The sequence below is a fragment of the Aestuariicoccus sp. MJ-SS9 genome, from assembly GCF_032586235.1.
GTDB lineage: Bacteria > Pseudomonadota > Alphaproteobacteria > Rhodobacterales > Rhodobacteraceae > Aestuariicoccus.
This window is the reverse complement of sequence record NZ_JAWHTD010000027.1, coordinates 22,831-47,691: the sequence shown is the minus strand read 5'-3', so window position 1 is coordinate 47,691 and position 24,861 is coordinate 22,831. Positions and strand designations below refer to the sequence as shown.

At 68.2% G+C, this 24,861-nt stretch carries 26 protein-coding genes; 10 read left to right on the top strand and 16 right to left on the bottom strand.

The genetic code is table 11. The features are described 5' to 3' along the window. Positions 1–33 precede the first annotated feature (33 nt). Genes RXV88_RS16220 through RXV88_RS16210 form a run of 3 tightly spaced genes read right to left on the bottom strand, consistent with a single transcriptional unit; the run spans position 34 to position 3,037 of the window. Positions 34–1,014 (bottom strand): Ldh family oxidoreductase, encoded by a 981-nt coding sequence (locus tag RXV88_RS16220; RefSeq protein WP_316294540.1) that lies wholly within the window; start codon positions 1,012–1,014, stop codon positions 34–36. A gap of 60 nt (positions 1,015–1,074) precedes the next feature. Then, positions 1,075–1,758 carry an ABC transporter ATP-binding protein gene (locus RXV88_RS16215; protein WP_316294539.1) on the bottom strand — a complete coding sequence of 228 codons (684 nt, stop codon included), beginning with the start codon at positions 1,756–1,758 and terminating at the stop codon, positions 1,075–1,077. Then, positions 1,751–3,037, bottom strand: a complete 1,287-nt coding sequence (locus tag RXV88_RS16210) for a lipoprotein-releasing ABC transporter permease subunit (protein WP_316294538.1) — start codon at positions 3,035–3,037, stop codon at positions 1,751–1,753. Before RXV88_RS16210 ends, RXV88_RS16215 begins: the two co-directional genes overlap by 8 nt. Before the next feature lie 104 nt (positions 3,038–3,141). Between RXV88_RS16210 and RXV88_RS16205 the strand changes: the two genes are divergently transcribed. Beyond that, the gene (locus RXV88_RS16205) at positions 3,142–3,780 is read left to right on the top strand and encodes an NAD(P)-dependent oxidoreductase (RefSeq protein WP_316294537.1); all 639 of its coding nucleotides are present in this window, start codon (positions 3,142–3,144) and stop codon (positions 3,778–3,780) included. Positions 3,781–3,799: 19 nt separating this feature from the next. Here the strand turns inward: RXV88_RS16205 and RXV88_RS16200 are convergent, their stop codons facing one another. Then, positions 3,800–4,846: an ATP-grasp fold amidoligase family protein gene (locus tag RXV88_RS16200; protein WP_316294536.1), complete on the bottom strand. Its 1,047-nt coding sequence runs from the start codon at positions 4,844–4,846 to the stop codon at positions 3,800–3,802. Between the two features lie 159 nt (positions 4,847–5,005). On the opposite strand from RXV88_RS16200, the gene RXV88_RS16195 reads away from it, so the two are divergent. Further along, positions 5,006–6,115, top strand: coding sequence for a pyridoxal phosphate-dependent aminotransferase (locus RXV88_RS16195; protein ID WP_316294535.1), 1,110 nt, complete (start codon positions 5,006–5,008; stop codon positions 6,113–6,115). 112 nt (positions 6,116–6,227) lie between these two features. Further along, positions 6,228–6,455 carry a histidinol phosphate aminotransferase gene (locus RXV88_RS16190; RefSeq protein ID WP_316294534.1) on the top strand — a complete coding sequence of 76 codons (228 nt, stop codon included), beginning with the start codon at positions 6,228–6,230 and terminating at the stop codon, positions 6,453–6,455. Here RXV88_RS16190 and RXV88_RS16185 read toward each other — a convergent pair. Beyond that, the gene (locus RXV88_RS16185) at positions 6,440–7,642 is read right to left on the bottom strand and encodes a pyridoxal-phosphate-dependent aminotransferase family protein (RefSeq protein ID WP_316294533.1); all 1,203 of its coding nucleotides are present in this window, start codon (positions 7,640–7,642) and stop codon (positions 6,440–6,442) included. The genes RXV88_RS16190 and RXV88_RS16185 overlap by 16 nt on opposite strands. Positions 7,643–7,797: 155 nt before the next feature. Here RXV88_RS16185 and RXV88_RS16180 point away from each other — a divergent pair, with 155 nt between their 5' ends. Continuing rightward, positions 7,798–8,502: a fused DSP-PTPase phosphatase/NAD kinase-like protein gene (locus RXV88_RS16180; protein ID WP_316294532.1), complete on the top strand. Its 705-nt coding sequence runs from the start codon at positions 7,798–7,800 to the stop codon at positions 8,500–8,502. Next, positions 8,499–10,259, top strand: coding sequence for an ABC transporter ATP-binding protein (locus tag RXV88_RS16175; protein ID WP_410468832.1), 1,761 nt, complete (start codon positions 8,499–8,501; stop codon positions 10,257–10,259). The genes RXV88_RS16180 and RXV88_RS16175 overlap by 4 nt, the downstream gene beginning before the upstream one ends. A gap of 32 nt (positions 10,260–10,291) precedes the next feature. On the opposite strand, the gene RXV88_RS16170 is transcribed toward RXV88_RS16175, so the two are convergent. Beyond that, entirely contained in the window at positions 10,292–10,969 is a 678-nt protein-coding gene (locus RXV88_RS16170) for a TIGR04283 family arsenosugar biosynthesis glycosyltransferase (protein ID WP_316294531.1), read from the bottom strand. Positions 10,970–11,038: 69 nt separating this feature from the next. Here RXV88_RS16170 and RXV88_RS16165 point away from each other — a divergent pair, with 69 nt between their 5' ends. After that, the gene (locus RXV88_RS16165; RefSeq protein WP_316294530.1) at positions 11,039–11,773 is read left to right on the top strand and encodes a folate-binding protein; all 735 of its coding nucleotides are present in this window, start codon (positions 11,039–11,041) and stop codon (positions 11,771–11,773) included. Between the two features lie 246 nt (positions 11,774–12,019). Here the strand turns inward: RXV88_RS16165 and RXV88_RS16160 are convergent, their stop codons facing one another. Next, positions 12,020–12,223 carry a hypothetical protein gene (locus RXV88_RS16160; RefSeq protein ID WP_316294529.1) on the bottom strand — a complete coding sequence of 68 codons (204 nt, stop codon included), beginning with the start codon at positions 12,221–12,223 and terminating at the stop codon, positions 12,020–12,022. A gap of 168 nt (positions 12,224–12,391) precedes the next feature. Next, positions 12,392–12,955, bottom strand: a complete 564-nt coding sequence (gene efp / locus RXV88_RS16155; RefSeq protein WP_316294528.1) for an elongation factor P — start codon at positions 12,953–12,955, stop codon at positions 12,392–12,394. A gap of 217 nt (positions 12,956–13,172) precedes the next feature. On the opposite strand from efp, the gene RXV88_RS16150 reads away from it, so the two are divergent. Then, a complete protein-coding gene (locus tag RXV88_RS16150) occupies positions 13,173–13,499 on the top strand; it encodes a DUF6280 family protein (protein WP_316294527.1) in 327 nt (108 codons plus the stop codon). An 83-nt stretch (positions 13,500–13,582) separates the two neighbouring features. Here RXV88_RS16150 and RXV88_RS16145 read toward each other — a convergent pair whose 3' ends face one another. From RXV88_RS16145 to RXV88_RS16135, 3 genes are all read right to left on the bottom strand, one after another. Beyond that, positions 13,583–14,770: a hypothetical protein gene (locus RXV88_RS16145; protein ID WP_316294526.1), complete on the bottom strand. Its 1,188-nt coding sequence runs from the start codon at positions 14,768–14,770 to the stop codon at positions 13,583–13,585. Between the two features lie 73 nt (positions 14,771–14,843). Beyond that, positions 14,844–16,250, bottom strand: a complete 1,407-nt coding sequence (locus RXV88_RS16140; RefSeq protein ID WP_316294525.1) for a TolC family outer membrane protein — start codon at positions 16,248–16,250, stop codon at positions 14,844–14,846. A gap of 64 nt (positions 16,251–16,314) precedes the next feature. Continuing rightward, positions 16,315–16,968, bottom strand: a complete 654-nt coding sequence (locus RXV88_RS16135; RefSeq protein WP_316294524.1) for a protein-L-isoaspartate O-methyltransferase — start codon at positions 16,966–16,968, stop codon at positions 16,315–16,317. 217 nt (positions 16,969–17,185) lie between these two features. Here RXV88_RS16135 and RXV88_RS16130 point away from each other — a divergent pair, with 217 nt between their 5' ends. After that, positions 17,186–18,028 carry an EamA family transporter gene (locus tag RXV88_RS16130; RefSeq protein ID WP_316294523.1) on the top strand — a complete coding sequence of 281 codons (843 nt, stop codon included), beginning with the start codon at positions 17,186–17,188 and terminating at the stop codon, positions 18,026–18,028. A gap of 74 nt (positions 18,029–18,102) precedes the next feature. Next, positions 18,103–18,675 (top strand): N-acetyltransferase, encoded by a 573-nt coding sequence (locus RXV88_RS16125; protein ID WP_316294522.1) that lies wholly within the window; start codon positions 18,103–18,105, stop codon positions 18,673–18,675. A gap of 14 nt (positions 18,676–18,689) precedes the next feature. Here the strand turns inward: RXV88_RS16125 and RXV88_RS16120 are convergent, their stop codons facing one another. Beyond that, positions 18,690–19,199 (bottom strand): protein phosphatase, encoded by a 510-nt coding sequence (locus RXV88_RS16120; RefSeq protein WP_316294521.1) that lies wholly within the window; start codon positions 19,197–19,199, stop codon positions 18,690–18,692. Between the two features lie 300 nt (positions 19,200–19,499). Between RXV88_RS16120 and RXV88_RS16115 the strand changes: the two genes are divergently transcribed. Beyond that, the gene (locus RXV88_RS16115; protein WP_316294520.1) at positions 19,500–20,525 is read left to right on the top strand and encodes a hypothetical protein; all 1,026 of its coding nucleotides are present in this window, start codon (positions 19,500–19,502) and stop codon (positions 20,523–20,525) included. A 113-nt stretch (positions 20,526–20,638) separates the two neighbouring features. Here RXV88_RS16115 and RXV88_RS16110 read toward each other — a convergent pair whose 3' ends face one another. The 4 genes from RXV88_RS16110 to RXV88_RS16095 form a co-directional block, all read right to left on the bottom strand. Further along, entirely contained in the window at positions 20,639–21,970 is a 1,332-nt protein-coding gene (locus tag RXV88_RS16110; RefSeq protein WP_316294519.1) for an SPOR domain-containing protein, read from the bottom strand. 72 nt (positions 21,971–22,042) lie between these two features. Then, positions 22,043–22,675, bottom strand: a complete 633-nt coding sequence (gene upp / locus RXV88_RS16105; RefSeq protein ID WP_316294518.1) for a uracil phosphoribosyltransferase — start codon at positions 22,673–22,675, stop codon at positions 22,043–22,045. Beyond that, a complete protein-coding gene (locus tag RXV88_RS16100; protein WP_316294517.1) occupies positions 22,672–23,673 on the bottom strand; it encodes an adenosine deaminase in 1,002 nt (333 codons plus the stop codon). Before RXV88_RS16100 ends, upp begins: the two co-directional genes overlap by 4 nt. Before the next feature lie 12 nt (positions 23,674–23,685). Continuing rightward, positions 23,686–24,849 carry a phosphopentomutase gene (locus RXV88_RS16095; protein WP_316294516.1) on the bottom strand — a complete coding sequence of 388 codons (1,164 nt, stop codon included), beginning with the start codon at positions 24,847–24,849 and terminating at the stop codon, positions 23,686–23,688. Between the last annotated feature and the right edge of the window lie 12 nt (positions 24,850–24,861).

The following is a 24,861-nucleotide window of genomic DNA, read 5'->3' as shown; positions in this document are numbered from 1 at the left end:
CGCCCAGACACCCAACATTGCCGTGAGCGCCCGTTACGCCCCCGCCAGCCCCCGCAGCTGTTCCCAAAGCGCATCGGGCACCTTGGCGGTCTCGACCGGGGTCTTGCCGCGGCCGGGCATCCGCGCGCCGTCGTCCTCGGCCACGGCGGCGGCGACCTGATCCAGCCGGTCGAAGAAGACGCCCGACAGCGACGGGTCGATCAGCAGGAAATACTGCCCCAGATCGTGCGGCGCGCCCTCAGGCGCCTTGAGCGGCTTGACGTCCCGGCTGGCCAGCCCGCCGGTCAGCCCCGCCGCCATCAGTTCCGCCATCAGGCCGAACCCCCAGCCCTTGTAGCCGCCCATGCTGACCAGCGATCCGGCCAGCGCTGCCTCGGGGTCGGTGGTGGGGCGGCCCTCGGCGTCGACGGCCCAGCCTTCGGGGATCGGCTCTCCGGCGGCCTTGGCCATGGTGATGCGGCCCAGCGCCACGGTGGTCGTGGACTGGTCGAACATCATCGCCACCCCGCCCTGCCCGTCGGGCGCTGCAAAGGCGATGGGGTTGGTGCCGATCACCCGGGTCTTGCCCCCCGGCGGCGCGACAATGGGCGAGGCGTTGGTCAGGCCCAGCCCGATGAACCCCTTGCGGGCGATCTGTTCGGTGAAATAGCCCAAGGCGGTGCAGGTATGCGCGTGGCCGATGGCGACCGAGGCAAGGCCGGTCTCGGCGGCGATCTCGCAGGCTTGCGGCAGGGCGCGTGCAAAGGCGGTCTGCGCAAAGCCGTTCCGCGCATCCACCATCAGCACCGAGGCCTTGGGGCGGGTAATGCCCGGTTCCGCGTTGCCATCGACACGGCCCGAGCGCAGCTGCTGACAATAGCTTTCCAGGTAGTAAAGCCCGCAGATCCGGTTGCCCCGCGCCTCGGCCCAGGCGATGGCGCTGGCCATTTCGCGCGCCACCCAATCGGCGGCGCCATGCCGGGTCAACGCGCGGGCGGAGAGGTCTTCGATCTGCGAGATGGGATAGGCGGTCATGGCGTGTCCTGTCGATGAAATCCGGGGCAGGCTATCCGATTGCGCCCAAAAGGAAAGGCGTCACCCCCCGTGCAGAACGCCCGCCTCCAGCCGCACCTGCCGGTCCATCCGGCCCGCCAGTTCCAGGTTATGCGTCGCGATCAGCGCCGCCAGGCCGGTGTCGCGCACCAGCGCCATCAGCGCGCCGAACACCTGGTCCGAGGTCGCCGGGTCGAGGTTGCCCGTCGGCTCGTCCGCCAGCAAGAGCGCCGGGCGGTTGGCCAGCGCGCGGCAGAAGGCCACCCGCTGCTGCTCGCCCCCCGACAGCGCCGCCGGGCGGTGATCGGCGCGTTCGGCGATGCCGACGCCCGCCAGCAGATCGCGCGCCCGCGCCTCGGCCTCGGCGCGCGGGGCGCCGTTGGCGAGCTGCGGCAGGGCGATGTTCTCCAAAGCCGAAAACTCCGGCAGCAGGTGGTGGAACTGATAGACGAAGCCCACCGCGTTGCGCCGCATGGCGGTGCGGCGGCGGTCGGATTTGCCCTGCATCTCTTCGCCCGCGATGGCCACTGTCCCGGCGTCGGGCGTGTCCAGCAGCCCGGCGATATGCAGCAGCGTCGACTTGCCCGCGCCCGAAGGTGCCACCAGCGCCACCACTTCGCCCCGCTGCACCGCAAGGTCGATGCCGCGCAGCACCCGGACCTCGTTGGGCAGGCCGGGATTGTAGGTCTTGGCGATGCCGCTCAGGCGCAGCGCGGGGTCACTCATAACGCAGCGCCTCCACCGGGTTCAGCCGGGCCGCGCGGCGCGCCGGAAAGATCGTCACCACAAAGCTCAGCCCCAGCGACAGCGTCACCGCCGACAGCACGTCCGCCAGTTCGAGCTTGGCGGGCAGCGCATAGATCCCCCGGATCGACGGATCCCAGACCCCGCCGCCCGCGACGTAGTTCACAAACGAAAAGATCGGGTCGATGTAGATCGCGAAAAGGCAGCCCAGCGCCACGCCCATCGCGGTGCCGATCAGCCCGGTGAACGATCCGCAGATGAAGAAGACCCGCAGCACCGCGCCTTCGGTCAGGCCCATGGTGCGCAGGATGCCGATGTCGCGGCCCTTGTTCTTGACCAGCATGATCAGCCCCGAGACGATGTTCATCGCCGCGATCAGCACCAGCACCGAAAGGATCACGAACATCACGTTGTCCTCGATTTCGAGCGCGCGCAGGAACCCGCCCGAGGCGTCCTGCCAGGTCCAGATCAGCACCCGGTCGCCGGCGGCGCGCAGGATCGGGCCGGCCATGTCGTTCACCGCCTCGGGGTCCTCGACCATGACCTCGATCTCGTCGGCCGCCCCTTCCGAGTTGAAGTAAAGCTGCGCTTCCTCGAAGGGCATGTAGACCCGGGTGCGGTCGATGTCGTAGCGCCCTGCCGAAAAGATATAGACGACCTCGTAGGTCTTGATGCGCGGGCTGATGCCGAAGGCGGTTTTGACCCCGTCGGGCGATATCAGGCGGATCTGGTCGCCCAGCCCCACCCGCAATTCCCGCGCCACGCCCGACCCGATGGCGACGCCCTCGGCGAACATCGACAGATCGCCGCGCGAGGTGTCGGGATCGACGATGCGGCGCAGGGTCGACAGGTTCACGGCGCTGATGCCAAAGACCTCGACGCCTGCGTTGCGCCCGTTCGCGGTGCCCATGACCTGACCCTTGACCAGCGGCGCCGCGCGGGTGACGCCCGGCACCTCAGCCACGCGTTCGGCCAGCGCCTCGTAATCGGTGATCGCGCGCGAGGGCTGACCTTCTGCATCCACCGCGACCGTGTAGGTCAGCGTCACATGGGCGTTCGAGCCCAGGATCGTATCGACGAATTCCGCCCGGAAGCCCGAGCGCACCGCCAGCGTGGCGATCAGCGCAAAGACCGCCAGCGTGATCCCGATAAGGCTGATCCAGGTCATCACGCTGACACCGCCCTCGGCGCGCTTGGCGCGCAGGTAGCGCCAGGCGATCATCCATTCGTAAGCGGCGAAAGGGGCGGGAGTTCTGGCCATGACTGCCTTTCCTACGGCGGGTTTCGCGATAAGTGGCGGTTTGCGGGAACGCGGTCAAGCGGGGCCGCGTTGCGACCATGGGAAATACGGGGGGCAGGGACGACATGAAACTGCTGGTGATCGGGGCAAGCAAGGGCATCGGGCTGGAAACCGTCAAGGCGGCTTTGGACGCGGGCCACGCGGTGCGCGCCTTTTCGCGCAGCGCCGGCGGGATCGCGCTGGACCACCCTTTGCTCGAAAAGATGGACGGCGACGCCACCAGCGCCGAGGACGTGGCGCGGGCTTTGGATGGGGTCGACGCAGTGGCGATGACGCTGGGGATCAAGGAAAGCATCGCGATGCTCTGGCAGAAGGTCACGCTCTTTTCCGACGCGACCCGCGTGCTGCTGCCGCTGATGGAGGCGCAGGGCCCCGACCGGCTGATCTGCGTCACGGGCATTGCCGCGGGCGACAGCGTCTCGGCGCTGAGCCGGCTCGAGCGGATGGGGCATTCATTCCTGCTGGGCGAGCCCTACAAGGACAAGACCCGGCAGGAGGAAATGATCCGTGCCTCGACCCTGCGCTGGACTCTGGCGCGCCCCACGATCCTGACCCACGGGCCGCGCACCGGCAGCTACAAGGTGCTGACCGATCCGAAAGACTGGCGGCTGGGTCTGATCAGCCGCGCCGACGTGGCCGATTACGTGGTGCGCGCGCTGGACGATCCGGCGGCGGTGGGCGCCGCGCCAGTGCTGGCGCGCTAACCAAGGCGCCGGGCGCGGGTCAGCAGAGGCTGTCGAGTTCCATCAGCTGGAAGATCGCGCGCTCCATCCACGGCTGGAACCCTTTTCCGGCGTTCGGGAACCGGGTCAGTTCGCAGAACTTGGGGCCCTCCGGCGTCAGGAAGAAATCCCACCGCAGCAGCATCGGGAAGGCAAGCGACAGCCGCTCGGCCAGCGCAATGGCCTCGTCGAACCCCTTTGGCTTGGGCTCAGACTCCAGTTCGGGCCAGGTGGCGCTGGCCGGCAGGCGGGACCAGTCCCGCGCCACCGTCGCCATACCCTTGCGTCCCTCGGGCCCGTTGCGATCCAGCACCTGCACAAAGGTGGCCCGGCCGCGGGCGGCGAAAATCTTGACATCGCGCGGGATTTCCAGCGTCGGGTCCGTCACGTCGCGCTCGGCCTCCTCGACGAGCACTTCCTGCTTGCCAAGACCGACCTCCGCATATCTGCGCCGGACGATGGCGGCCACGCTCTTGCCCTCGAGATGGCGCCAGCCGGCGAGGGTGCGCACCTCGGACCCGTCGACCCGGAACACGCCCTTGGACGAGGAGGCATCGGCCGGCTTGATGATGTAGCGCCGGGGCAGCGCGTCGAAGTCGAGCGCGCGCACGGTTTCCGCCGTAGCGATCAGGCGGCTGACCGGAACGCCCTGCTCGACGATCCATTTGCGGAAATCGGATTTCGTCGGCATCGCCCTCAGACGCCCTGCCGGGCTGTCCTTCGCCGCCTCGTAGAATTCTCGCCAGCGCACCTTCATCCGCCATTCCAGAGGGGCGATCCCGCCCGCGCCGGGCGGCATGGGCAGCCCCCAGTCCAGCAAGACCACACCCGGATCGCGTTCCAGCGCGGCGGCGAACACCTTCAGCGCCTCGATCCGCCGCCCCTCGGCCAAAAGCCTCCGGCCCCGCTCGACAAGAACGAGCGCATCCAGCCGCGGCGCCAGACGCACCGTCTGGTCGCCGATTTCCACGCCGCTTGCGCGCAGCCGCCAGCGTGACCGCAGGGCCGTGGGAAGAACCTCGAATACGCTGCGCAGGTGAGCAGACATCTTGCCCCCGACCGTCACCCTGACAATTGGCTTGTGAAGAACATTGCCACTCGTGACGTCAACGCGCGCTGCGATCCGGCTTGGGAAACCGCAGGGCCCGGATCTGTCGGATCGCGTCACCCACTTGTCCCCGCCAGCGCCTGTGCCATAAACAACATCATGACCGGACCCAGATTTCCAAACCTGATCGCCGCCTTGCCCGAAACCGTACCCTTTGTGGGTCCCGAGGTGCAAGAGCGCGCTCTCGGCCAGGCGTTCCGCGCCCGGTTGGGCGCCAACGAAAGCGTCTTTGGCCCCTCGCCCTGGGCCATCGCCGCTATGCAGGACGAATCGGCCGAGATCTGGAAATACGCCGACGCCACGAATTACGACCTCAAGGGCGCGCTGGCCGTGCGCATGGGCTGCACGCCCGAAAACATCGTCGTGGGCGAAGGCATCGACGGGCTTTTGGGATATCTGGTGCGGCTCTTGGTCGAAGAGGGCGATGCGGTCGTCACATCCGACGGGGCCTATCCCACCTTCAACTATCACGTCCACGGGTTCGGCGGGCAGCTGCACAAGGTGCCCTACCGCGACGATGCCGAGAATATCGACGCGCTGATCGAGGCCGCGCACAAGGTCGACGCCAAGCTGATCTACCTCGCCAATCCCGACAACCCGATGGGCAGCTGGCATTCCGGCCACAAGATCAAGGCCGCGCTCGACGCGCTGCCCGAGGGCACGATCCTTGCGCTGGACGAGGCCTATGTCGAATTCGCGCCCGACGGCACCGCGCCCCGGATCGACCCCGCCGATCCGCGGGTGATCCGGTTCCGGACGTTTTCCAAGGCCTACGGCATGGCCGGCGCGCGTGTCGGCTATGCAGTGGGCGCGCCGGCGCTGATCCGCGCCTTCGACAAGGTGCGCAACCATTTCGGCATGAACCGCGCAGCACAAGCGGGCGCTCTGGCCGCGCTGAACGACGACGACTGGCTGGAAGAGGTGATCGAGCTGGTCGCGCAGGCGCGCGACCGCATCGGCCAGATCGCCCGCGACAACGGGCTCGAGCCGCTGAAATCCGCCACCAATTTCGTCGCCGTCGATTGCGGGCAGGACGGCGCTTTCGCGCGCAAGGTGCTGCAGGCCCTGGCGCAGGAGGGCGTCTTTGTCCGAATGCCCTTTGTCGCGCCGCAGGACCGCTGCATCCGCATCAGCGCGGGCACCGAGGCCGATCTCGACGTCCTGGCCGAGGCCCTGCCCCGCGCGCTGGAGGCCGCGCGCGGCGCCTGACCCAGGCGACCGCCGTTCGGGAAAAATTTACCTCGATTGCGCCATTGTGACCTGACAGCGCGAAAAGCTGCGGTATCATGTCACAGCATTTTAACAGAAAGGTGGTTCCCCGATGGATCGACACTTTCCCGGCCGGGTCGAGGATTACACGACCGCGTCACTGGTACTGATCTTCGTGAACCTGCTTTGGATCCTCGGGGTGATCTGGGCGCAATGGGGCATTGGCGCGGTCATGCTGGCGGGCGCGGTGCTCAACCACCTGATCACCCGCCTTGAGGTCTACCGCGCGCGGCGCGCCGTCGAAAGCATCCGGCGCGGCCGCAATTACGAAGAGGCCTGAGCGATCACCTCTGCCGCCGCGGTGACACCCCCGCGGCCATGCGGAATGCCCAGCGCCGACAGGCCCGCCTCGACCGTGCCCAGAAGGCCCAGCACCATGTGGCTGTTGAGATGCCCCATATGGCCAAAGCGGAAATAGCCGGTGCCGTCCGGGTCGTCCGGGTCGGACATGCCCAGACCGATGCCAAGGGTCACCCCGGCCTCGGACGCGGTCCATTCGCGCAGCCGCGCGCCATGCGGCGCGCCCAGCCGCATCGCCGTGACGGCGTGGCTGCGGTGCGCCCGGTCCTTGACCAAAAGCTCGAACGGCCCGCCCTGCCCCCAGACCTCGGCGGCGGCCCAGATGGCGCTTGCCAGCGTAGCGTGGCGCGCCCAGATCGCCTCGATCCCCTCGTCGCGGATCATGTCGAGCGCGGCGCGCAGCCCGTAAAGGTGATGGGTCGGCGCGGTGCCGCCGAAATACTGGTAGAACATCTCGGGGTTGGCGCGCGGCACCCAGTCCCAGTAGCGGCTGACCCTTGGCATCCGCTCGCGCACCGCCGCCGCGCGGTCGTTGAAGAAGACGAACGCCATCCCCGGCGGCACCATCAGCCCCTTCTGGCTGCCGGTCAGCGCCACATCCGCGCCCCAGGCGTCCATCTCGAAACGGTCGCAGCCCATCGACGCGATGCAATCGGCCATCAGAAGCGCCGGATGCCCGGCCTCGTCCAGCACGCGGCGCAGCGCCGCGATGTCCGACCGGGCCGAGGTCGAGGTGTCCACATGCACCGCCAGCACCGCCTTGATCCGTTGCGCCTTGTCCGCCGCCAGCGCCTCGGCCACGCGGGCCGCGTCGATGGGCGCGCCGCGCGGATGCTCGATCACCTGCGTGTCGATGCCCAGCCCCCGGGCCATTTCGGCCCAGCCGTGACCGAACCGGCCTGGCGCGGGCACCAGCACCGTCTCGCCCTCGGCCACGGTGTTGGCCAGCGCAGCCTCCCAGGCGCCGTGTCCGTTGGAGATGTACATCGCCACGTGGCCATCGGTCCGGGCGACGTATTTCAGATCGGGGATCAGCCCGGCGACCATCTCGGGCAGCGCGCCCTCGTAGATGTTGGGGGCGGCGCGATGCATGGCGCGCAGCACCGCATCGGGCATGACGGACGGGCCGGGAATGGCCAGATGGGGACGGCCCTGAGCCAGCGACATGTTCACCTCTTTGGAATGGAGCCCTTGAATTCGGGCGCTGAGGGCCAACCTAACCGGCGCGGGCGCGGCGTCAACCGGACCCAGGCCCGGGCCGCGATGCTGGACAGCGCACCGCGCAACCCCTAAACCGCCCGACAAGCCAAGGAACCCGCGCGATGCTGTCGAAACTCTTGACCACACTGGACAAAGCCGAGCGCAAGCTGCGGTACTCCTTTGGCAAGGACATCACCGATCCGCGCCAGCGGCGGCTCTCGACGCTGCATTACCACGTGTTCGACCACGCCTTCCTGCGCATCTTCTGGACGAACTTCTGGCAGATCGCGCCGGGCGTCTACCGGTCGAACCAGCCCACGCATGGGCGGTTCGAGACCTATGCCAAAATGGGCATCAAGACGGTGATCAACCTGCGTGGCGAGGACAAGCGCGCGCAGTACCTCTTTGAGAAAGAAAGCTGCGAGGCGCTGGGGCTGACGCTGGTCAATGCCAAACTCTGGGCGCGCTCGGCGGCCAAACGCCACCGGATCGAGCATGTGATCGACGTTCTGCGCGCGGCCGAGCGGCCGATGATGTTCCACTGCAAGTCCGGTGCGGATCGCGCCGGTTTTGTCGCCGCGATGTATCTGATGGTCTTCGAGGGCAAGCCCGTCGAGGAAGCGCGCAAGATGCTCGGGCTGAAATACATCCACCTCAAGGCCACCAAGACCGGGGTGCAGGATTACATCCTGGATATCTACGCCGCCCGCAATGCCCGCGCGCCCATAGGGTTCGAGCAGTGGATCCGTACCGAATACGCCGGCGGCGCGATCCAGAAGGCCTATGAGGCCGGCATCCCGCCCGACAAGGTCGAGCTGCCGACGTGACCGGGGACACGCGCGAAACGACGCCCGATCCCAAGGGCCTGCTGTGGTGGCTCTGGCGCAACTACCTGCGCCACCGCTGGCAGCTTCTGGGGCTGTCGATGGTCTTCATGGCGATCGAAGGGTCGATGTTCGGCCTGCTCAGCTACATGATGGAGCCGATGTTCGACCGCGTCTTCGTCGGCGGCGACCAGCAGGCGCTGGTCTGGGTCGGGATGGCGATCATGGGCATCTTCGTCGCCCGCGCGGTGTCGAGCGTGGTGCAGAAGGTGCTGCTGACGCGCATGTCGCAGCTGACCGTGGCCGAGATCCGCACTGACCTTCTGCGCCACCTGATGTCGCTCGAGGGCGCGTTTCACCAGGTCCACCCGCCCGGCTATCTGATGCAGCGGATCGAGGGCGACGTGAACGCCATCAACAAGGTCTGGAACACCATCATCACCGGCGCGGGCCGGGATGTGGTGGCGCTGTTCGCGCTGTTCGCCGTGGCGGTGAATGTCGATTGGGTCTGGACGCTGATCGCGCTCATCGGTGCGCCGCTGCTGGTGGCCCCGGCGGTGGTGCTGCAACGCTTCGTGCGGGGCAATGCGCGGCTGGCGCGCGACATCGCGGCGCGTTTGTCCACGCGGCTCAACGAGGTGTTCCACGGCATCACGCCGGTCAAGCTGAACACGCTGGAACGGTACCAGGAGGCGCGCTACCGCGCCCTGACCGACGACCGCATCCGCACCGAGGTGCGGGCGACGCTGGGGTCGGCCTCGCTGCCGGGGCTCATTGACCTGATGTCGGGGATCGGGTTCTTCGGCGTGCTGCTCTACGGCGGCGGCGAGATCCTGTCGGGCGAAAAGACCGTGGGCGAGTTCATGGCCTTCTTCACCGCCATCGGGCTGGCGTTCGAGCCGCTGCGGCGGCTGGGCAATGTCAGTGGCGTCTGGCAGGTGGCCGCCGCCGGGATCGAGCGGATCCGCGAATTGCTGAACACCGAACCGGCGCTGCGCGACCCCGCTGCGCCGCTTGCGCCGCCGTCGGGCGTGCCCGAGATCGCGCTGAGCGACGTGCATCTGGAGTATGACGGCCAGCCGATCCTGCGCGGCCTGACCCTGAGCGCCGAGGCCGGGGAGACGACGGCGCTGGTGGGCCCGTCGGGGGCCGGGAAATCGACGATCTTCAACCTGCTCACCCGGCTGGTGGACCCCGCGAGCGGTGCCGTCACCATCGGCGGGGTGCCGGTGGGCGACATGCGCCTTGCCGATCTGCGCGGGCTCTTTTCGGTGGTGTCGCAGGATGCGGCCCTCTTCGACGAAACCCTGCGCGAGAACATCCTGCTGGGCCGCAGGGACGTCAGCGAGGCGCGGCTGGCCGAGGTGCTGGAAGCGGCGCATGTGGCCGATTTCCTGCCGCGACTGCCCAACGGGCTGGACAGCCCCGTGGGCCCGCGCGGATCAAGCCTGTCGGGCGGGCAGCGCCAGCGGGTGGCCATCGCCCGCGCGCTGCTGCGCGACACGCCGATCCTGTTGCTGGACGAGGCGACAAGCGCGCTCGATGCGCAATCCGAAGCTGTGGTGCAGGCGGCGCTGGAGCGTCTGAGCGCCGGGCGCACGACGCTGATCATCGCGCACCGTCTGTCGACGGTGCGCGAGGCCGACAAAATCGTGGTGATGGATCAGGGCCGCGTCGTGGATCAGGGCCGCCACGACGAACTGCTGGCACGCGGCGGGGTCTATGCCGATCTCTACCGGTTGCAGACCGAGGGGGAGTAGCTCTTCGGTCCCTTGCGGGCCCTCATCGCGGTTTACCGGCGGTAGCGGATGGCCAGGGTCTCGGGGTCGGCCCCGGCGAAATAGCGCAGGAGCGTGCCGAGGTTGCGCGCGCCGCGCGCGATCCAGCCTTGGTGTTGATATTTCGCGGCGCTGGTGATGGCCGTGGCCGGGAGGGCGCGCAGCTTGCCACGCAGGGCGCGGGCCAGGGCCACATCCTCCATCAGGGGTATGTCGGGATAGCCGCCCGCCGCGTCGTAGGTGGCGCGGTCGATCAGCAGGCCCTGATCGCCGTAGGGCAGCCCGAAGAGCGCGGAGCGCAGGTTCGCCCAGCCCGCCACCCAGCGCGCCGCCGGCGAGGCTGCGTCGAAGGCCAGCCGGAAGTGATACGCCCCGGGTCGGGTCAACACCGCCTGCACCGCCTCGGCCCAGCCGAGGGCGAGCTGGGTGTCGGCATGGAGAAAGAGCAGCCAGTCGCCCTTTGCCGCCTCGGCGCCCCGTCTGAGCTGCCCGCCACGCGAGGGTGGGCCCGAGAGCAGGATGGCCCCCGCCGCCTCGGCCAGCGCAGCGGTGCCGTCCTCTGAGCCACCGTCGCTGACGACAAGCTCGCGCAGGAGCCCGGCGGCCAGGCCCTCGCCCAAAGCCCCGAGGCAGGGGGCGAGCGACGCTTCGGCGTTCAGGGTGGGGATGATGACAGAGATCGGGGCACGCATGGGTCCGGGGCCTGTTGTGGCGGATGCGCGATGCTATATGGGAAGGAGAGACAAATGGGGAGAGCGGCCATGAACGACCCACGCAAAATCCTGTCGGTCACGGGCAAGGACGCGCTGCCGTTCCTGCAGGATCTGATCACCAACGACGTGGCGCGGCTGAGGGACGGGCTGGTCTATGCCGCGTTGCTGACGCCGCAGGGGAAATACCGCGCGGATTTCTTTCTGGTGCCGCGTGGCGAGGCTTTGCTGCTGGATGTGGCCGAGCCGCTTGCGGCGGGGCTGGTGCAGGCGCTGAGCCTCTACAAGCTGCGCCGCGACGTGACGATCGAAGAGACCGATATCGACGTGACGCGCGGGACCGGGCCTGCGCCCGAAGGCGCCTTTGCCGATCCGCGCGATGCGCGGATGGGCTGGCGCGGCTATGACGGCCAGCCCGGCGACGAGGCCGATTGGGACGCGCTGCGCGTGGCGGCCTGTGTACCGCAGAGCGGCGTGGAGCTGACGCCGGACAGCTTCATCCTGGAGGCCGGGTTCGAGCGGCTGAACGGCGTGGATTTCCGCAAGGGCTGTTATGTCGGGCAGGAGGTGACGGCGCGGATGAAGCACAAGACCGAGCTGCGCAAGGGGCTGGCGCCGGTCGCGGTCGAGGGGACCGCGCCGGTGGGCACCGAGATCGAGGCGGGCGGCAAGGCGGCGGGCGTGCTTTACACGCAGGCCGGCGGGGCGGCGCTGGCCTATCTGCGCTTCGACCGGGCCGGGCCGGACATGACCGCGGGCGATGCGCGGGTGATCTGGCGGGGGTGAGAGCGTCGGGCCGCCGAGGGGGCGCTGCCCCCGCTGCTGCGCAGCCCCCCGGGATATTTTGGGATCTGTGAAACCGGGGGGAGAGGCGGCGAAGTTCTGTGCGCCGGCGGACCCGGGCGCCCGCGCGCGCCGTCAGCTTGGCGGCGGCGGCGTTGAAGACGAGCCGAGCGACGGACCATCGGGTGAGGTCCTGGGGGCGCAAGTCGTTCTCTCTGCGGCGGATCAGGGCGGGGCCGAAACCGCGGCTTAGACGCCGATGACATTCACATGGGCGCGGCGGACCGGGAGTTCGATGAGATCGCCATGGCGGTGCTCGCTCTTCCAGAGAACAAAGGCGGCGAGGGTCTTTCCGGCCCACGCGCCGAGCAGGCGCGCGATTGCCGCGCATTCGCCGGTCAGGTGGGCGGCGTAATCCGCATCGTTGGCGGGGGTGTGAAAGAGCTCTGGCATCCGGGCTGCGTGCGGCGCCTGGACCTAGCGGAAGAGCGGGGGGATTTGCGGGATGCGGTCGGGGGTCAGGGGGGATCGTGAAAAAGCCTCCGAGGCGGTTGCGCCGGAGGCTTTGTCGTCAGTTCGCGCCCCGGCAGGTTCCAGGGATGCGCGCGCAGGTTCCGGGGGTCAGGCGCGTTCGGCGTATTCCAGGGTTTCGGTGTTCACGACGATGTCCTCGTCCTGCCCCACGAAGGGCGGCACCGAGATGCGCACGCCGTTGTCGAGCACGGCGGGCTTGTAGCTGTTGGCGGCGGTCTGGCCTTTGACCACCGGTTCGGTCTCGGCCACCTTGCAGGTGACCTTTTGCGGCAAAGTCGCGTTCAGCGCCTCGGAATCGTAGAATTCCACAACGATGGTCATGCCGTCCTGCAGGAACGGGCGGCGGTCGCCCAGCAGGTCGGCGGGCAGTTCGACCTGGTCGTAGGTTTCGGTGTCCATGAAGGTCAGCATACCGTCGGTTTCATAGAGAAACTGCATGTCACGCTGTTCCAGCCGCACGCGTTCGACCTTGTCGGCAGAGCGGAACCGTTCATTCAGCTTGGAACCGTTTCGCAGGTTCTTGAGTTCCACCTGTGCAAAGGCGCCGCCTTTGCCGGGTTTTACGTGGTCGACCTTGACCGCGGCCCAGAGGCCGTCGTTGTGCTCCAGAACATTGCCGGGGCGAATCTCGTTTCCGTTGATCTTGGGCATGAGGCGAAACCGTGACAAAAGGTTGATGAATTGTTGATGCACCCTATATCTGGCCGGTCAGAGGCTGGCAAGACAACGATATCTCGTGCTGCACCTGCAGCAAGCTATGCGTTTTTTGCAACAAAGCCATGCAGAAACAGGGTATTCGAATCGCTTGGAATAGGCCATAAGGGCCTTCACGCCGAAAAAGACAAGAGCAATAATCAAAGGTCGAGACATGAAAGATTTCGTTGACGGAACAGCCTTCAATGCCGAACAAGGCAACCGCTCCCGCAAGCTTTTTGCGGCTGTGGTTCTGGCTGCCCTGGACGATGCGATTGCCGACGACAAGAAATATGGCAACGGACCCGAACAGATCGCCCGCTGGGCACGGTCGCGCGACGGGCGCGAGGTGCTGTCCTGCGCCGGGATCGACCCGAACGAACGTGTTGTCGCGGGTCTGATGGAGTTTGTCGCCAAGGGGGTTCGCACCTCTGTCGCGCTGTCGCGCGAAGAGAGCGAGCGCCGTAACGCCGCCGCCGCGGCGGAACGCGAAGCCGCGTAATCGCAATCCGAAACTGATTTAGGCGCGTCCCGCCGGGGCGCGCCTTTTTCTGTGACGTGGAAGGGCCATGAGGACCTGACCGGCTATTCGAGGTCCTGGGTCAGCAGCGCGCGATTAATCTCGCGGCGCACCAGCTTGCGCACGTTGCGGGTGATCCGTTCGCCAAGCACGCCCTGCAATTCCTGGCGCACGATATCGGCCACCATGTCGCGCAGCACGTCCTCGTCGATCATCGGCGGCTCTTCGGGCGGCGACGGCGCCAGGTCCTTCACCTCGCGATGTTGGAACGGCGGTTCATGCCAGCTTGGGCCGGGCAAGACGTTGTACTGCGGGTCCGGGGGATCGGCATGGGGGCGCTCTTGCTCAAAGTCCTCATCCGCTGCCAGTTCCGCCACGTGATCCTGCCAGGGCATCGCTTCTTCCAGAGAGGCGCCGCCGATGTCCTCGGGGCTTTCGGCCTCCCACTCCTCGGAGGATTGGGCGATCATCTGCTCCAGCGCGGCGATCTTGCTTTCCAGCGTCGGGGCCGGGGCCGCCGGGCGGGTGTCGTCGGCGGGGGCGGTGTCTTTGTCGGCGCTGTCGGCCTCGGGCGTTTTCCGCAAGCGCAGAGGCGATGGCGCGGGCATATCGTCGGGTTCGGAGGCGACAGCGACTGCGGCCTCAACACTTTCCGAAGGCGTTTCGTCGTCCTGCAGATCGGTTGGCCGCGTCTCAGGGCTTTGCTCTTGAGACGCGGGGACATCGGCGTTTTGCGTCGACCCGACCTCTTCGGGGGCCCCTGCTTGGGCGTCCTCCTGCAGGGCCTCGGGCTTGGGCTCGGGCAGGATGCCGCGCAGGGCGTTCACCACCTCGCGTTCGACCATTTCGGCCAGCGCGCCGTCGGATTCGGCGCTGTCGTCATCGGGGTCTGCGGCCTGCGGTCCTTCCGGCGCGGAGGGTTCGGGCAATTCGGGATCGGTCAGCAGCACCGGGGCTTCGGCCGCCTCGGCCATGTCCGATTCGGCCGGCATGTCGGGTTCGGCGGCTGCGAAAGCCTTGTCGGTCCTGTCGGATTCAGCCTGCGCGGCAGGCTCTTCATTCGCGTCCGTGTCGAACGGCATGTCGGGTTCGGCGGGCTCATCGTCCATCACCCGCTGCGCCGGGGTCAGAACCAGCCGCTGCGGCGCCTCGGGCTTTCGCGGCGCGCGTTCGGGGCGCACGTCCTGAGACACCAGCCGGCGGATCGAGGACAGCACATCCTCTATTTCCACGTTCGTCACGGGATCAGACATCGTTGCTATACCACTCTTACCTCGGGCAGAGTGTACCGCGCGGTCCCGCGCCGCACAACAGATTGGAAAAATACTATTCTTTTCCCAAGGCGCGCAGGACACGGTCGAGCTGTTCGCCCTGCCGGCTGAGCGTGGGCGCGTCCTTGACGAGGTTGTAATATTCCGCCGGATCGTAGCGCGGAACGTTCAATTTAAGGTATTCCGCCGTCATCAGACCCAGCGACGACAGGATCGTATAGGCAGCGATGTATTCGTCCACCTGCGCCGAAATCAGATTGTTGCGGGCGTTCAGCAGCTCTTGTTCCGCATCCAGAACGTCGAGCGTAGTACGTGCACCCAGCGTCGCCTCTTCGCGCACGCCGCGAAAGGCGATCTCGGCCGCGCGCACCTGATTCTGCGAGGCCTGGATGCTGGCGCGGGCGACCTGAAGCTGCACATAGGCGTTGCCGACGTTCTGCTGGATGTCGTGGCGCACCACATGCAGATTGCCGCGCGCCTGGTCCCGGCCCGCCATCGCCTGACGCACCAGCGAGCTGAGCCGCCCGCCCTGATAGATCGGCCCCGTCGCCTCGAGCGAGATCGAGCCGCCGTGGTTGAACGTGTCGGACTGGAAGGTCTCGGTGACGCCGAGACGACCGTTCAGCGTGACGGTCGGGTTCATCGCGGCGCGGGCGATCTCGATGTTCAGCTCGGCCACGTTGACCTGCCGCTGCACGCGGCGCATGTCGGGGTGGTTGCGCATCGCGCTGGCCTTGGCCCCCGGGATATTGGCGGGCACCGACGGCACGGCGCCGGGTGCTGCCAGCGTGCCGGGGCGCCGCCCGACCGCGTTGGCGTATTCCTCTTGTGCGGCCACCAGCGACCCCTGCGCCGCCGCAAGGTTGCTGCGCGCGCCCGCAAGGCGCGCCTCGGCCAGGGCGACATCGGTGCGGGTGACCTCTCCGACCTCGAACCGGTCGCGGGCGGCGCGCAGTTCCTGGGTGATCAGACGCACGTTGTTTTCCGCAAGACCCACGGACTGGCCGGCGCGGCGCACCTCCATGTAGGCGCGCACCGCGCGGAGCAGAATCTGCTGTTCCACCGACAGCAGCGACTCGCGCGTGGCCAGCACCGATTCCTTCGCCGCCTCGATCCCAAGCCGGGTGCGGCCGGAATCGAAGACCGTCAGCTGCGCCAGGATGCCGATGTTCACCGTGTTCGACGCCGATCCGACGACGGTGCCCAGCGTCGATCCGCTGCGCGCGGTGCCAAAGCTGCGGGTGACGTCCCCGGACCAGTTGATCACCGGCCGCAGCGCGGATACGGCCTGCGCCACGTCCTCGTCCGCCGCGCGCAACACGGCGCGGTTCTGTTCCAGTAGGCCGCTGTTGCGGTAGGCCCCGGTCAGGGCATCCGCCAGCGTCTCGGCCCCGGCGCCGCCGGCCATCCAGACCGCCGCGACACCCGTCAGAATCCAGGTCGAAATACTGCGCCGCTTCATGTTTCCAAAGCCTTCTGCCCGATGCGTGGCGGCGCTGAGGGCCACCCCCGCGATCCGCTTATGTTTACAATGCAAATTCGCGGGCCCGTGAAAAGCCCTTGAGCACCGGCGCGCCGGCGTTGAACGCGAAACGCCAGGAAATCGCCCCGTCGACCTTCCAGCCGATGCGCACGACGCCCAGGGCGTTCTCCATGAACATGCAGACGATGCGCCCGCCCTCTTTCAGCTGGTCGGCCAGCGTGTCGGGCAGGGTCTCGACCCCGCCTTCGACGACGATGGCGTCATAGGGGCCGTGTTCGGGGGCGCCCTCGGCCAGCGGGCCGACATGCAGGATGACATTGTCGGCGTTGACCTCGGCCAGCAGATCCTGCGCCTCGGCCGCGCGCGTCTCGTCGTCCTCGACGGCCACGACCGCCTCGGCGATGCGGGCGATGACGGCGGCGGAATAGCCCAGCCCGGTGCCCAGATCGAGCACCAGATCCTCGTTGGTCAGATCGAGCGCATCCAGCATCTTGGCAAAGCTGCGCGGTTCCAGCACCACGCGCCCGTCGCCCAGATCGACGTTTTCGCTGATATAGGCCGCCTCGACCCGGTCGCGCGGAACAAAGAGCTCACGCGGGACATTGAGCATGGCGTCGATGATGGGAAACTTGGTGACGTCCGATGGACGAACCTGGGTATCGACCATCATGCGGCGGCGGGTGGCGAAGTCGGTCATGCACTAAACTCGTTCGTTCAGAATCCTGAACCGAGTTGTGCCACACTTGCACCGGGGGGGCAACGGCGATGGCGCGGGTTCGGCGGCTCTGCCGCACCCCCTGCCGGCCTTCGGCCCTGCGCCGCCTTCGGCGTCCTGCACCCTGCCCCGATCCGGCGGCCTCTTGCCATTTCCCGCCGCGCGTCCTAGCGCTGGCCCGAACAACATCCGCAGGCCCATGGATCCTTTCGTCTTTTTCGCCGTCCTCTGCGCGGCCGCGCTGCATGCGGCGTGGAATTCCGCCATCCGGCTGGGGACAGACCGGGCCTCGGCGATCCTGCTTTTGTCGCTGTCGCACGGGGTCATCGGGCTGGCGGTGCTGGTCTTTGTCGAACCGCCCGCGCCGCAATCCTATCCCTGGCTGGTGGCCTCGGCGGCGCTGCACCTGGGATACCAGCTGTTTCTGGTGCAGGCCTATGCCCATGGCGATCTGAGCCAGGCCTATCCGCTGGCGCGAGGGTCCGCGCCGATGATCGTCACGCTGGTGTCGGTCGCATTCCTAGGCGTCGCGCTGAGCGCCTCGGACCTGCTGGCCACCCTTCTGATCTCGGGCGGGATCCTGACCATGGCGCTGCTGGGCGGCGGGCGCGCCGGGCGGCTGCGCGGCAAGGCGCTTGCATGGGCGCTCGGCACGGCCTGTTTCACCGCCGGTTACACGCTGGTCGACGGGCTGGGGGCGCGGGCATCGGGCGCGCCGACGGGGTATCTGATGTGGATGTTCGTGCTGAACAGTCTGGGCATGATCGTCTGGGCGCTGGTGGCGCGCGGCCCTTCGGCCTTTGCGGTGCTGCGCCCGTCGCTGGGCATCGGGCTGGCGGCGGGCGTGCTGTCGGTCGGATCGTACTGGATCGCGATCTGGGCCTTCACCCAGGCCCCCATCGCGCTGGTGGCGGCGCTGCGCGAAAGCTCGATCCTCTTTGCGCTGCTGATCGCCGCCTTTGTGATCGGCGAAAAGGTCGACCGCTACCGCTGGCTCGCCGGAGGGCTGATCGCCGCGGGCGTCGTGGCGATGCGCCTCTGACGCGCCGGGCTTGACCGGTCGCGCGCGCGCATGATCTGCTGATCCGGGCAGTGCCTGACGGAACGGAGCCGCCCATGATCCCGCTCGACGCGCCATTCAGACCGGCCACCGAGGCCGACGCGCCGCAATTGGCCGAGCTGGTGAACTTTGCGGGCGAAGGCCTGCCCCTGCATCTGTGGCAAGGGCTCGCCAAGGCGGGCGAGGACCCCTGGCAGATCGGCCGCGCCCGCCAGGCCGACAAGGCCCGCGACGGTCAGATCGTTGTCGTCGACACCGGCGGCGGCGCCATCGCCGGGCTGACAGGCTATGTCATCGGCCCCGAGCCCATCGGCGCGGATGTCCCGGCTCTCTTCCGCCCCCTGCAAGAGCTCGAGAACGAAGCGCCCGACACCTGGTACGTCAACGTGGTGGCCTGCTACCCGGCGCATCGCGGTCAGGGGCACGGGTCGCGGCTGCTAAGCCTGGCGGACCGGATCGCGCAGGCCGAGGGGATGGAGCGCATGAGCGTCATCGTCGCCGGCGACAACATGGGCGCGCGCCGCCTTTACGAACGGCACGGCTATGGCGAAACCGCCCGCCGCGCCTGCATCCGCGACGGCTGGCAGACCGCCACCGAGGAATGGGTGCTGCTGACGAAACCGCTCTGAGCCGGGCCGCGCGGTCACACCGTGTGGCGCATGAAAACCGCGGGCTGGCGTTCGGCCGCCATGGCCCATTGCATCTGCGCGTCGGTCTCGATGGCGCAGTCGCGCACGCCGCGCAGGCGCGCCAGCGACTCGTCCGGCGCCTCGCCCGCCTCGATCATCAGCCGCAGCGCCACCATACCCGACCGGCCGCAGCCGCCCCGGCAATGCACCAGCACCCGCCCCGCGCCCAAAAGCGCGCGGCGCGCCTGTTCCGACCAGCCGGGCCAGGCCTCGGCAAAGGCGGCATCGGGCACGCCGAAATCCTCGACCGGCAGATGCGCCCAGCGGGTGCCACTGTCCTGGATATCCGCGCCCAGCCGATGCGCGCCATGGGCCACCAGCTCGACCTCGGTCACCAGCGACAGGACCAGCGCGGGCCGCCATTCGGCCACCTGGCGCAGATCGCCCGCGTAATCGCCACCGACCCCGGGCAGAGGCGAAAGGGCAAGAATGCCGCCCCCCACCGGCAAGGCATGCATGATCATCGGCTCAGCCCCTCGCCGCCGCCCACGCGCCGGCGCTGCGGCGTCTCGGCGTCGTAACATTCGGCGCGGCGTGGCCCGCAGCCAGACCGCAGGGCCTTGCGGCCCCGTCCGCATCGCCGCCGTGGCGGCGGTGCCTCTTACCGTTGCGGCCGTGCCGCGCACCGTTCCAACGCATGCTCTCCCCCCAGGATGCCGTGCCCGCCGATGATACACGACCTGCCGCTGAGGCAAAGCCCGGCCCGCATTGCCCCCTGCCCGCCCGCCATGCTACGCTTGGTCGAAAGAGGCAGAGCAGCCTGCATGACAGCATTAAGCGAATACGAAAGGCTCGAGGCCACAGGCCTCTGGCGCGCCGGGCCCGACGCACAGCGGCGCGAGACGATCGTGTCGCTGGGCGATGCGACGCTGACGATCTCGGAGGTCTCGGGCCGGGCGCTGACGCATTGGTCGCTGGCGGCGCTGGCCCGCGCCAACCCCGGCAAGTTCCCCGCGCTCTACCATCCCGACGGCGATCCCAGCGAGACACTCGAACTGGCCGAGGACGAGGCCGAGATGATCGCCGCCATCGAGCGGCTGCGCCGCGCCATCGACCGCCGCCGCCCGCGCCCGGGCAAGCTGAGGCTGGTTCTGGGGCTGGCGACCGGCGCCGCCATCGCCGCCGCAGCGGTGTTGTGGCTGCCGGATGCTTTGGTGCGGCACACGGTCAGCGTTGTGCCCCCGGTCAAACGGGCCGAGATCGGCGACGCCCTTCTGGGCCATATCACGCGGATGTCCGGCCAGCCCTGCGACGCCGAAACCGCACGCGTGCCGCTGCGCCACCTGGCGCTGCGAGTGCTGGGCGAGACGCGGATCGACGCGCTGGTGGTGCTGCCAAGCGGTGTGCGCAGCACCGCGCATCTGCCGGGCGGGCATATCCTGCTGAACCGGGCGGTGCTGGAAGACCCCGAGGATCCGGACGTGGCCGCGGGCTTTATCCTGGCCGAGGAACTGCGCCGCCGCGCCACCGATCCGCTGGGCGACCTTCTGGATCACGCGGGGCTGCTGCCCAGCCTGCGCCTGCTGACCACCGGGCAAATGCCGGATGCGGCGCTGCGCGCCTATGCCGAGGACCTGCTGCTGCGCGACCTGGAGGCGGTGCCGATCGACCGCCTGCTCGCCAGCTTCGCCGCTACGGAGCTGCGGTCTTCGCCCTATGCCTATGCGCTGGACGTCACCGGCGAAAGCACCCTGCCCCTGATCGAGGCCGACCCGCGGGCCGCCGAGGGCAGCCGCCAGGTGATCAGCGACGCCGACTGGGTGCGACTTCAGGGAATATGCGGCGCCTGAGGGGCCGGTGCGCAGTAAATGCGCACCCTACGGCGTCGGTCCAAGGCAACGCGGCCGGGACCAGGTGCGGCCCGTAGGGTGCGCATTTACTGCTCACCGCGCCTCTTTGCGCCTCAGCGCAGGAAGGCCCGCGGATAGCCCGCCTCGCGCGCCTGACCCAGCGCGCGGTTCCAGGCGTCTGCGCTGCGGAACGGCCCCAGCAGGACCCGCTTGACCGGCTGGCCGTTGCGGCGCGACACGCCGTATTTCACCGGCACGCCCATCTGCTGGAAGCGCCTTGCGGTCTTCCGCGCCAGCGCGTCCTTGGTAAACAGCCCGATCTCGACATAGCGCGCCTTTGCCGCCTCGGCCGGGCGCTTCGGCGCCTGCCGCGTCGACACCACCGCGCGGGCGGGCTCCGACCGGGACTTGCTCGCCACCACCGGCCGGCGCGCTTCGGTCGAGCGGGTCGACACCACCCGGTCCGATCCCTCCACCCGGTAGACGATGTTGGGATAAAGATCCGTCACATCCTCGCCGGTCCCCGGGTCGATCAGCCGGCGCGGCACGGTGTTGGTCCAGCGCAGCCGGGTCTGGCGATAGCCCTCTACGGTCTGATACGCCCGGCGCGGATTGAACCGACCGTCGTCGAATGCGGGCTTGTAACCCTTGGGGATCACCCGCTTGGCGGGGAGCCGGTTTTCGTAGACATGGCGCGGCACGATCACGGTCTTCGCCGGCAGACGGCCGTCCTGCCAGCCGTAGGTCTTGTTGACATAGACATTCTTACCCGGCCCCGGAGACTCGCCCCGGCGGATCACCGCCACATGCGGCGTGTCCTGCGGCCCGCAGCGCACACCCGCGCCCTGGTTGATATAGCGCTGCGACAGGGCCGAGGCCCCCTTGCAGCTGCCGCCCTTGTTCACCGGGGCGAGCCGCGCCTGCTTGGCCGCCTTTTCCTTGGGCACCGCGCGCACGAGGCGCGGAGGCGGCGCCGTCACCGGCTTGGACGCCGGGGTGCGCACCACCCGCCCGGGCGCGCCAGCCACGGTCTTGAGCGGCTTGCGATTGGTCTTGGGCCGCGGCGCGGGCTCGGGCGCGACCACGCGCTGCGCGACGCGGGTCTGCGGCTTTGGCGCGGGCTTGGGCGTGACCGTCGGCTCGGGCGTAACGACCTGCGCCGTCCTGGGCACCGGGCGCGGCTCCGGCGCGGGCGCGGCCTTGGCGAAGGTCGGCTTGGCGCCGCACAGATGCTTGCGGTCCCGCGTCACCCGCGGCACCCAGGTGGTGTTCCCGTCGATGCCTGCGCGCACATAGACGCAGCCTCGGCTGTCGACATATTGCTTGCCGGTGTAGCTTGACGGCGGGAATTCCGCCGGGATGTCGGTGCCCAGCCGGCCCTGCGCCTGCGCCGCGGGCGCGCCCAGCCCCAGAGCCAGTGTCACCGCCGCCATCAATCGTATCATCGCCATGACTGCCCCCACAGATGTGGTGTCAGCATGCCGCATGACCTGTGCCCTGTAAAGCGCGGACCTACCTTATTTTGTGCCGTACATACGGTCGCCCGCATCACCTAGTCCCGGTACGATATATCCCTTTTCATTCAAGCGACTATCGACCGAAGCTGTGACAATAGGCACATCCGGGTGCGCCTCTTTCATCCGCGCGACGCCCTCGGGCGCGGCCAGCAGGCACAAGAACCGGATGTTCCGCGCCCCCGCCTTTTTCAGCAAATCCACCGCCGCGACCGAGGAATTGCCCGTCGCCAGCATCGGATCGACCACGATGGTGACACGCTCGTCCAGCGCCTCGGGCACCTTGAAATAATACTGCACCGGCTTCAGCGTGGCCTCGTCACGGTAGAGCCCGACAAAGCCGACCCGCGCCTGCGGGATCAGCTCGAGGATCCCGTCCAGCAGCCCGTTCCCGGCCCGCAGGATCGACACCAGCGCCAGCTTCTTGCCCATGAGCACCGGCGCGTCCATCGGCTCGAGCGGGGTCTCGATCCGCTCGGTTGTCAGCTCCAGCTCGCGCGTGACCTCATAGGCCAGCAGCAGACTGATCTCTCGCAAGAGCTGCCGGAACACCGAGGTGGCGGTTTCCTTGCGCCGCATCAGCGTCAGCTTGTGCTGCACCAGCGGGTGATCGACGACGGTCAGGTGTTCGCTCATGTTTCCAGCCTTTTCAGTATCTTGTCTCTCGTTTCTTTATCGCAGAACGCGGCTTCCATCGCGCCGCGGGCGAGGTCGAGGAAGACCTCCTCGTCCCAGCCGAAGGTCCGCGCGAGGGCGGCGTATTCGCGCCGCATGGTGGTGTGGAAGAACGGCGGGTCGTCGGTGCTGATGCTCAGCTTCACGCCGATTTCACGCAGCTTTTCAATGGGATGCGCGGCCATGTTGCCGTAAACCCCGAGCACCACGTTGGAACCGGGGCAAATCTCTAGGTGAATCCCCTTCTCCACCAACATATCCACAACCGCCGCGTCACCGATCGCGCGCACGCCGTGGCCGATCCGTTCGACCCGCAGATCCTCGACCGCCTCGCGCACCTCCGACGGCCCGCGCCATTCGCCGGCGTGGCTGGTCAGCCGCAAACCGGCCTCGCGCGCCATGTCGAAACTGTAGGCAAAGTCGCGCTGGCGGCCCTTGTTCTCGTCCCCGGCCATGCCGAAGCCCACCAGCCAGTCGCCCGCCGTCTCGGCGGCGCAGAGTGCGGCGGCCTTGGCCTTGTCGGGCCCGAAATGACGGATGCAGGTGACGATGCCGCGCAGGGTGACGCCCATGTCGCGCTCGGCCGCCTCCGCCGCCTCTTGCATCGCGTGCAGATATTCGCGCCACGCGCCCACATCGCCGCCGCCGCAGAAATCGGGTGACAGGAAAGTTTCGCAGTAAATTACGCCGTTTGCGGCGCTTTCTTCGAGCACGGCGCGCACCAGGCGGGCGTAATCCCCGGGGGATTTCAGAACACTGGTCGCGGCCTCGTAAACACTGAGGAAATGCACGAAATCCCGGTACGCGTAAGAGCCGTCCTCGTTGAACACACCGTCCAGCCGGACCGATTTCTCCTGCGCCAGCCCACGGATGAACGCGGGCGGCGCGCCGCCTTCGATATGCAGATGCAGCTCGACCTTGGGCAGGTCCAGAATGCGCGCGAGGCGCTCTTCATCCATCACGACAATCCATCACAAGAAACTCCTACCCGGCCCCTGCGCCGGCACGTTCAGATGCGCGGCCATGCTCGCCGCCACGTCGGTAAAGGCCACATGGCCCAGCCGCCCGGCCCCGCGCCCGGCGACCAGCACCGGCACCCGTTCGCGGGTGTGGTCGGTGCCGACCCATGTGGGGTCATTCCCATGATCGGCGGTCAGGATCAACATGTCGCCGTCGCGCAGCCGCCCCAGCAGGCGGCCCAGACCGGCGTCGAACCACTCCAGTTGCGCGGCATAGCCCGGCACGTCGCGGCGGTGGCCGTATTTCGAATCGAACTCGACGAAATTGGCGAAGGTCAGGCTGCCGTCGGGGGCCGTGTCGACCAGATCGCCCAGATGGCCCATCAGCGCCTCGTCGGTGCCCTTGCGCACCTCGTCGATGCCCTGCATCGAAAAGATATCGCCGATCTTGCCCACCGCGAAAACCTTGCGCCCGGCGTCCTGCACCCAGTTGGTCAGCACCGGTTCCGGCGGGGTGATGGCGTAATCGTGCCGGTTGGCGGTGCGGGTGTAACTTCCCGGCGCGCCCACAAAGGGCCGCGCGATCACCCGGCCCACGCGCATCGCGTGCAGCGTCGGCGCCAGCCGTTCGCAAAGCTCCAGCAGCCGCTCCAGGCCAAAGCTTTCCTCATGCGCCGCGATCTGAAAGACCGAATCCGCCGAGGTGTAGCAGATCGGCCAGCCCGTGCGCTGATGCTCGGCGCCATATTCCTCGATCATCACGGTGCCCGACCCGTGGCAATTGCCCAGAATGCCGTCGGTGCCCGCGATCCGGCAGACCTCGGCCACCAGATCGTCGGGGAAGGCCGGGCGGGTGTCGGGGAAATAGGTCCAGTCCCAGGGCACCGGCAGCCCGGCCAGCTCCCAATGGCCCGAGGGCGTGTCCTTGCCCCGCGATACCTCGGTCGCGGCCCCCCACATCCCCGGCGCGTCCACGTCCTGCCCGTTGGCCAGCGCCAAGGCCCCGCGCAGGCCCAGAGCGTCCATAACCGGCGTGCGCAACTCGCGGCCCAGATCGCGGATTATATGGCCCAGAGTGTTCGCCCCGGTGTCGGGCACGTCACCGTTGAAGAAGCCGTCGGCATCCGGCGCACCGCCGATGCCCACCGAATCGATCACCACCAGAAAGCCCCGCATCCGCCGTTCCCC

What these genes read in the sequence shown, in the direction of transcription:
- RXV88_RS16095 (WP_316294516.1), bottom strand. Translation starts at nt 24,849, where the DNA reads ATGCGGGGCTTTCTGGTGGTGATCGATTCGGTGGGCATCGGCGGTGCG.
- RXV88_RS16110 (WP_316294519.1), bottom strand. Translation starts at nt 21,970, where the DNA reads ATGATACGATTGATGGCGGCGGTGACACTGGCTCTGGGGCTGGGCGCG.
- RXV88_RS16125 (WP_316294522.1), top strand. Translation starts at nt 18,103, where the DNA reads ATGATCCCGCTCGACGCGCCATTCAGACCGGCCACCGAGGCCGACGCG.
- RXV88_RS16185 (WP_316294533.1), bottom strand. Translation starts at nt 7,642, where the DNA reads ATGTCGCTGGCTCAGGGCCGTCCCCATCTGGCCATTCCCGGCCCGTCC.
- RXV88_RS16160 (WP_316294529.1), bottom strand. Translation starts at nt 12,223, where the DNA reads ATGCCAGAGCTCTTTCACACCCCCGCCAACGATGCGGATTACGCCGCC.
- RXV88_RS16150 (WP_316294527.1), top strand. Translation starts at nt 13,173, where the DNA reads ATGAAAGATTTCGTTGACGGAACAGCCTTCAATGCCGAACAAGGCAAC.
- RXV88_RS16100 (WP_316294517.1), bottom strand. Translation starts at nt 23,673, where the DNA reads ATGGATGAAGAGCGCCTCGCGCGCATTCTGGACCTGCCCAAGGTCGAG.
- RXV88_RS16190 (WP_316294534.1), top strand. Translation starts at nt 6,228, where the DNA reads ATGGATCGACACTTTCCCGGCCGGGTCGAGGATTACACGACCGCGTCA.
- RXV88_RS16170 (WP_316294531.1), bottom strand. Translation starts at nt 10,969, where the DNA reads ATGCGTGCCCCGATCTCTGTCATCATCCCCACCCTGAACGCCGAAGCG.
- RXV88_RS16140 (WP_316294525.1), bottom strand. Translation starts at nt 16,250, where the DNA reads ATGAAGCGGCGCAGTATTTCGACCTGGATTCTGACGGGTGTCGCGGCG.
- RXV88_RS16220 (WP_316294540.1), bottom strand. Translation starts at nt 1,014, where the DNA reads ATGACCGCCTATCCCATCTCGCAGATCGAAGACCTCTCCGCCCGCGCG.
- RXV88_RS16115 (WP_316294520.1), top strand. Translation starts at nt 19,500, where the DNA reads ATGACAGCATTAAGCGAATACGAAAGGCTCGAGGCCACAGGCCTCTGG.
- RXV88_RS16130 (WP_316294523.1), top strand. Translation starts at nt 17,186, where the DNA reads ATGGATCCTTTCGTCTTTTTCGCCGTCCTCTGCGCGGCCGCGCTGCAT.
- RXV88_RS16145 (WP_316294526.1), bottom strand. Translation starts at nt 14,770, where the DNA reads ATGTCTGATCCCGTGACGAACGTGGAAATAGAGGATGTGCTGTCCTCG.
- RXV88_RS16210 (WP_316294538.1), bottom strand. Translation starts at nt 3,037, where the DNA reads ATGGCCAGAACTCCCGCCCCTTTCGCCGCTTACGAATGGATGATCGCC.
- RXV88_RS16135 (WP_316294524.1), bottom strand. Translation starts at nt 16,968, where the DNA reads ATGACCGACTTCGCCACCCGCCGCCGCATGATGGTCGATACCCAGGTT.
- efp (WP_316294528.1), bottom strand. Translation starts at nt 12,955, where the DNA reads ATGCCCAAGATCAACGGAAACGAGATTCGCCCCGGCAATGTTCTGGAG.
- upp (WP_316294518.1), bottom strand. Translation starts at nt 22,675, where the DNA reads ATGAGCGAACACCTGACCGTCGTCGATCACCCGCTGGTGCAGCACAAG.
- RXV88_RS16120 (WP_316294521.1), bottom strand. Translation starts at nt 19,199, where the DNA reads ATGATCATGCATGCCTTGCCGGTGGGGGGCGGCATTCTTGCCCTTTCG.
- RXV88_RS16195 (WP_316294535.1), top strand. Translation starts at nt 5,006, where the DNA reads ATGACCGGACCCAGATTTCCAAACCTGATCGCCGCCTTGCCCGAAACC.
- RXV88_RS16200 (WP_316294536.1), bottom strand. Translation starts at nt 4,846, where the DNA reads ATGTCTGCTCACCTGCGCAGCGTATTCGAGGTTCTTCCCACGGCCCTG.
- RXV88_RS16180 (WP_316294532.1), top strand. Translation starts at nt 7,798, where the DNA reads ATGCTGTCGAAACTCTTGACCACACTGGACAAAGCCGAGCGCAAGCTG.
- RXV88_RS16165 (WP_316294530.1), top strand. Translation starts at nt 11,039, where the DNA reads ATGAACGACCCACGCAAAATCCTGTCGGTCACGGGCAAGGACGCGCTG.
- RXV88_RS16205 (WP_316294537.1), top strand. Translation starts at nt 3,142, where the DNA reads ATGAAACTGCTGGTGATCGGGGCAAGCAAGGGCATCGGGCTGGAAACC.
- RXV88_RS16215 (WP_316294539.1), bottom strand. Translation starts at nt 1,758, where the DNA reads ATGAGTGACCCCGCGCTGCGCCTGAGCGGCATCGCCAAGACCTACAAT.